The sequence below is a fragment of the Rhodococcus xishaensis genome, from assembly GCF_004011825.1.
GTDB classification, from domain to species: domain Bacteria; phylum Actinomycetota; class Actinomycetes; order Mycobacteriales; family Mycobacteriaceae; genus Prescottella; species Prescottella xishaensis.
In genome coordinates this window covers 546,045-552,240 of record NZ_RKLO01000002.1, presented here as the reverse complement: position 1 = coordinate 552,240, position 6,196 = coordinate 546,045, and the positions used below count along the sequence as shown (strand labels likewise).

Below are 6,196 nucleotides of genomic sequence, written 5' to 3'. Positions count from 1 at the left end.
CCTGGTTGCATCGGGACCACACCATATCAAGATCCCTAACTCGCACGGACAGTTTCTGTGCCACCTGAGAATCGGCATTTGTCCTGGTAGATAGATGAAAATGACCATTCGGCCCGAATCGTCCGGCCCCGATTATGGGGGCCAGGTCGACGGTGCCTCGGTACGTGGTCCTGCTTCTAGTAGCGGGACGGATCATGCTCTCCCGCGGCAAGCAAAGTGCTCGGCCGTAGGTCCGTCCAGTTGCGGTCGATGTAGTCGACGCATGCACGACGGGACGCCCTTCCGTGCGCTATCGCCCAGCCGACGGGAACGTCGGCAAACGCGGGCCACAGCGAATGCTGGTTCTTCTCGTTCACCAGCACCAGGTATTCGGTTTCAGGGTCCTCGAAGGGGGTAGATGGACTTGTCACCACTTCACCTCTCGATCGCTTCGACGCATAGTGGTGCACACCCACACGGTTGTTCGCGCTCCCTACCAGGTTCGTTACACCATGTTAGGCGCGCAAGCCGAGGATGCACCCCGCGAAAAGTCGGCCTTGTGACGGGAGAACACCCACGGGACGCGTGAGTTGAATATGGGTTCGGAAAAACCCCGAAATCCCGGCTTTCAGGGTTCGCCTCATACGATCCGCGACTACCCGTTGTGGCACCGGGCCGGCGATCGGCGGCAGATTCTCACGTCCTCTGCACGCGGGAATGCTCACCGGAGTCCGACGGTCTGCGGCTGCGCACCGCGGCGAGCGCGAGGGCCGCGGCGGCTCCGAGGCAGAGCAGAACCTCCGGAATCGGGCCGAGCCGAGTCGCCAGTGTCGTAGTGGTGCGAAGAGTGACCTCCGAGACCAGCGCAGCCGGCGCGAAGAGGGGCGTTTCCTGCCGGACCGACCCGTCGGCAGCGATGATCGCGCTCACCCCGCTGGTGGCCGCGACGACCACATCGCGGCGGTGTTCGACGGCCCGCACTCGCGACATGGCCAACTGCTGGTAGGTCATCTCGGTGTCGCCGAACGTAGCGTTGTTCGTCGGGATCGCGATCAGCTGCGCGCCGTCGCGCACCGACTCGGTGAGGGCGCGGTCGAACACCACCTCGTAGCAGGTGGCGACACCGATCGGGATCCCGTCGGCAGTCACGACGCCGTTGTCGTTCCCTGGCACGAAATTGCCGGCCTGGTCTGCGTACGACGAGAACAGCCGGAAAAAGCTGCGGTACGGCAGGTATTCGCCGAACGGCTGGACGATCTTCTTGTCGTGGCGGTCGCCGGGCCCCTCGGCCCCGTTCCACACGATCACCGAGTTGGTGGTAGTGCCGTCGGCGTTCACCAGCACCGCACCGACGAGGATCGGTGCCCCCACCGCTTCGGAGGCGGTGGTGATCCCGGCCGCCGCGTCGGCGTTGCGGAGCGGATCGATGTCGGATGAATTCTCCGGCCACACCACCACATCGGGCTGCGGTTCTCGGCCGGCCGCGATGTCGTCCGCCAGTTGCAGTGTCCGGCGCACGTGGTTGTCGAGCACCGCGCGGCGCTGGGCGTTGAAGTCGAGCCCGAGACGGGGAACGCTCCCCTGGATCGCGGCCACGGTGATGGTCCGGTCGCCGCCGGAATCCGCGTCCACGTACGGAACGGTCGCCACCGCCGCGACCGACGCGACACAGGCCACTGCGACGGGCCCGACCAGCGCCCGAAGCGACCGCCGTCGGGCCCAGACGATCGCGGCCGCCGCCAGTCCCGTGCCCGTCAGGGCGACCCCGAAGCTCAATAGGGGCGCACCGCCGAGCGCGGCCAACGGCAACAACCAACCCTCGGGTTGTCCGAAAGCGAGCCGCCCCCAGGGGAACCCTCCGAACGGCACCGACGACCGCAACCACTCGGTCAGGCTCCACACTGCGGCGACCGCGAGCGCGACCACCCATGGGGCGGTGCGCAGGCGCGCGGCGAGCACCGTGCCGACGCCGAACAACCCGATGAACACCGATTCGGCCCCAGCCAGGGCCAGCCAGGGCAGCGGGCCCACGTATTCGCCGATCCACGGCAGCAGCGGAACCAGGAACCCCAGCCCGGCCAGAAATCCGTAACCGAAACCGGCGCGCAGGGTCCGGCCGCAGCCGCCGTAGTTGGTGAGAACCGCGGTCAACAATGCGATTCCGAGCGGTGCGAGGAACCACAACGGTCGAGGCGGGAAACTCCCGAACAGCAGCAGGCCCGACGCGACCGCGAGCACACTGTCGCGCAGGATCGTCGTCAGGGCTCGCCTGTCGAGACGCGGCTCAGTGCTCATGGACCGTGACTCCGCGCTCGTGGACCGTCACTCCGCGATGTACCGACTTCAGACACACAGGTGCACGGGCGTCGTCGTCGAGCCGCGGAAGCGCTGGGACGCGTGAACGTGGGTCGGTCGACCACCGCTGCACCGAATCCCTGGGGGCCGAGACGACCAGTTCGTCGGCATCCCAGATCGCGTACGACGCGGGCGCTCCCGGGATGAGGCTGCCGGCCATGCCGTCCCGGACGCCGCCGGCCCGCCAGGCTCCGCGGGTCGCTGCGGCGAACGCCGCCCGCGGCGAGACGCCGCTGCCGGGTGTGCGGTGGTGAACTGCGGCTCGCAGCATCGCCCAAGGATCGATCGGGGTGACCGGGGCGTCGGAGCCGAACGCCAGCGACATCCCGGTCGCCGCGATGGGTGCGAACGGATTCATTCGCGCCGCCCGCTCCGCGCCGAGGCGCTGCGCATACATGCCGTCGGGGCCGCCCCATAGTCTGTCGAACACTGGTTGCATGCTCGCGATCACGCCCCAGGAGCCGAGCTGCGCGGCCTGCTCCGGGGTCACCATCTCGAGGTGCTCGATCCGATGGCCACGGGCTGCGAGGGCCGGTCCGCCGAGCTCCTCGGCGACGGTCCCGAACGCGGTGAGGGCGGCGGCGACTGCAGCGTCGCCGATTGCATGGAACCCGGCCTGGATGCCTGCGAGGGTGCAGGCCCGCACATGCGCGGCGACGGTGTCGGTGTCGAGATAGGTGGTCCCGCGGTGGCCCGCGCAATCGTGGTACGGCACCAGCACCGCCGCCGTGCGCGAGCCGAGGGCACCGTCGATGAAGAGGTCACCGCCGAGGGCGTGCGCTCCGCTCCGGGCAAGCAGTTCGGTGGCCGCCTCGGGCGAGTCCACGGCTTCCCCCCAGTAGCCGCGAACCTCGACACGGTGGACGGCGGCGAGTAGGTCTCGAAAGTCGTCGAGCCCGCTGATGTCGGGTCCGCCGCACTCGTGAACGGCCACGATGCCCTGCGCCGCGGCATGATCGAGTGCCGCGACCCGGGCGTGTGCGCGCTGCGTCGGCGTCAACAGCGCTCGCGCCCGGGCGCGCACGCTGTGGTGCGCCTCACCGGTGAGAGCGCCGTCGGGCGTGTAACCCGGCGCGGACGCCAGACTGGGCGTCTCTTGCCGGAGGGGGGTCGAGCATAGCGCCGAGTGCGCGTCGGCCCGTGTGAGGTATACGGAACGGCCGGGCGCCGCCTCGTCAAGTTCGGCCGTCGTCGGGGCGGCATCCGGCCAGCGGCTGTCGTCCCACCCGTGCCCCCAGACGACTGGGCCATCGTGCTCACTCGCGAATCGGCGTACCCGATCGAGGCATTCGGTCTTGTCCCGGACCCCGCCGAGATCCAGCCCAGTCAATTGCAGGCCGAGTGCGGTCACGTGCACATGGGCGTCGACGAACCCCGGCGTCACGAAGGCGCCGTCGAGTTCGATGACTTGCGCGCCGGGGTGGAGTGCGCGTCCGGGACGATCCTCCCCAACCCAGACCACCACGCCGTCGGTCACTGCCATAGCGGTCGCGTCGGGGGCACTGGGGCTGTAGATGCGGCCGCCGACCAACAGTTGGGTACTCACGGAGAACCAGTGTGCCTGCTACGGCAGCGCGCGCGGCTCCTGGGTCGGACCACCCCACCGGACATCGGAATCGACATCCGGTTCAACATCGACGACCTCGCCGTCGATGACGGGCCCTCGCCGCGCTCCCGCGGTCCGGGAGGCGAACTCGGCGCCGGCGAGGGTCACGGCCGCGCGCCTGCCCGCCAGCAGGACCGCAAGCGGACGCAGGGCCCATCGTGTCGGTGGCAGGAGCATGAGCAAGCCGAGCGCTGATGTCACCAAGCCCGGAACGAACATCAGCACCGACCCGGCGACGACCATCGCGCCGTCCGCAACCGCGCCGGTGGGAGAGACCTCACCGCGAGTAGCGCGGCGGAAGCCATCCATGACGGCCCTCCACTGCGACCTGACCAGCACCATGCCGACGGTGGATCCGGCGATCAGGAGCAGAACCGTCCACAGCACGCCGATCGTGCTTCCCACCCAAATCAGGGCGGCGACCTCCACCACGACGTAGCTGACGAAGAGTAGGGCGACCATGGAGAGTCCTTTCGGTGGCGGGTGCCGGCTGGGTGCTGGCAGGTGCTCTATCCGGTCAACGAGCGACGACCCTGGATTTCTCCCGCACGACCGCCTTCAACCACGTAGTCCCGTAGCTCTGAGGTTCGTGTTCGGACTCTACCCGCGTCGGCGTCACCAGTAGGAGGCCGATCGGCCGCGCACCGTCCGCGCGACCCTTGCGAAGCCGACTAGGCTGGGCGCGTGATCGTCACGCATGGCGCCGGGGTCCCACGCTCGATCGCCTCCGACCGTCCGGTCGACCCCGAGTTCACGAGTCTGCCCTCTTCTGCGCTCGTCGACGCCGCGTTGTCCGTCGCCCGGACCGCCGGAGCCGAGCACGCCGATCTGCGGGTACATCGCCTGGTGACCCAGTCGCTGCGCCTGCGCGACCGCAGGGTCCAATCGGTGCAGGACAGCGTCGAGACCGGGTTCGCGGTCCGGGTCGTGATCGACGGAACGTGGGGGTTCGCATCGCACGCCGAGCTTCTTCCGGAGCGCGCTGCGGCAGTCGCGGCGGAGGCGGTACGAGTGGCCCGGGCCCTGCGCACCTTGAGCCGCGAACGCGTCGTGCTCGCACCGGAACCGGTGTACCGCGACGCGGTGTGGGTGTCCGGCTACGACCGCGATCCGTTCGCAATCGCCACGGCCGACAAGGTGGCACTGTTCGACGACTACTCGCGAATCCTGCTGGACGCGGACGGTATCGACCATGTGCTCGCGAGTTGTCTTCAGGTCAAGGAGCAGACGTTCTACGCCGATCTGGCGGGCTCCACGATCACCCAGCAGCGGGTGCGCCTGCATCCACAGCTCGAGGCAGTCTCCGTCGACGCCGACGCCGGTACGTTCGAGACGATGCGCACTCTCGCCCCGCCGGTCGGCCGGGGATGGGAGTATCTGGCCGGCACCGGGTGGGATTGGGACGCAGAGCTCGCCGAGATCCCCAGCCTGCTCGGGGCGAAGAGCAAGGCACCGAGCGTCGAGCCTGGCCCGACCGACCTCGTGATCGACCCCACCAACCTGTGGCTGACGATCCACGAATCGATCGGCCATGCAACCGAATACGACCGCGCGATCGGGTACGAAGCCGCATACGCCGGTACCTCGTTCGCGACACCCGATCTACTCGGCACGCTGAGGTACGGCACACCGATCATGCAGGTGACCGCGGATCGAACCGAACCGCACGGACTCGCCAGCGTCGGGTACGACGACGACGGGGTGGCGGCGCAGCGCTGGGACCTGGTACGCGACGGTGTGTTCGTCGGCTACCAGCTTGACCGCGCCTTCGCGCCTCGGCTCGGCCGGGACCGCTCCAACGGCTGCTCATACGCCGATTCGCCCCACCACGTGCCGATCCAGCGGATGGCCAACGTGTCGCTGCAGCCGGACCCGCGTACCGACACCAGCACCGCCGACTTGATCTCCCGCGTCGAGGACGGCCTCTACATCGTCGGCGACAAGAGTTGGTCGATCGATATGCAACGCTACAACTTCCAGTTCACCGGGCAACGATTCTTCCGCATCCGCAACGGACGGATCGACGGCCAACTGCGCGACGTCGCCTACCAAGCCACGACGACCGACTTCTGGGGGTCTTTGGAGGCCGTCGGGGGCCCGTCGACCTGGCGCCTCGGCGGTGCGTTCAACTGCGGCAAGGCGCAGCCCGGTCAGGTCGCCGCGGTCAGCCACGGCTGCCCGTCGGTGCTGCTGCGCGGCGTGAACGTACTCAACACCCGCCTGGAAGGTGGCGGACAGTGACCGGAGCGGAGGGTC

General features: G+C 68.6%; 5 protein-coding genes. 1 reads left to right on the top strand and 4 read right to left on the bottom strand.

The window, feature by feature from the left end; all coding sequences use genetic code 11:
* Window positions 1-176: 176 nt before the first annotated feature.
* From EGT50_RS06955 to EGT50_RS06940, 4 genes are all read right to left on the bottom strand, one after another.
* Window positions 177-410: an MbtH family protein gene (locus EGT50_RS06955; protein WP_127951925.1), complete on the bottom strand. Its 234-nt coding sequence runs from the start codon at window positions 408-410 to the stop codon at window positions 177-179.
* Window positions 411-675: 265 nt separating this feature from the next.
* Window positions 676-2,274: an apolipoprotein N-acyltransferase gene (lnt, locus tag EGT50_RS06950; protein ID WP_127951923.1), complete on the bottom strand. Its 1,599-nt coding sequence runs from the start codon at window positions 2,272-2,274 to the stop codon at window positions 676-678.
* Entirely contained in the window at window positions 2,264-3,880 is a 1,617-nt protein-coding gene (locus tag EGT50_RS06945) for an amidohydrolase (protein ID WP_127951921.1), read from the bottom strand. The genes lnt and EGT50_RS06945 overlap by 11 nt, the downstream gene beginning before the upstream one ends.
* Before the next feature lie 18 nt (window positions 3,881-3,898).
* Window positions 3,899-4,402, bottom strand: a complete 504-nt coding sequence (locus tag EGT50_RS06940) for an FxsA family protein (RefSeq protein WP_127951919.1) — start codon at window positions 4,400-4,402, stop codon at window positions 3,899-3,901.
* Window positions 4,403-4,624: 222 nt separating this feature from the next.
* Here EGT50_RS06940 and EGT50_RS06935 point away from each other — a divergent pair, with 222 nt between their 5' ends.
* Complete coding sequence (locus tag EGT50_RS06935; protein ID WP_127951917.1) at window positions 4,625-6,181, top strand: TldD/PmbA family protein; 1,557 nt, start codon at window positions 4,625-4,627, stop codon at window positions 6,179-6,181.
* Window positions 6,182-6,196: the final 15 nt, after the last annotated feature.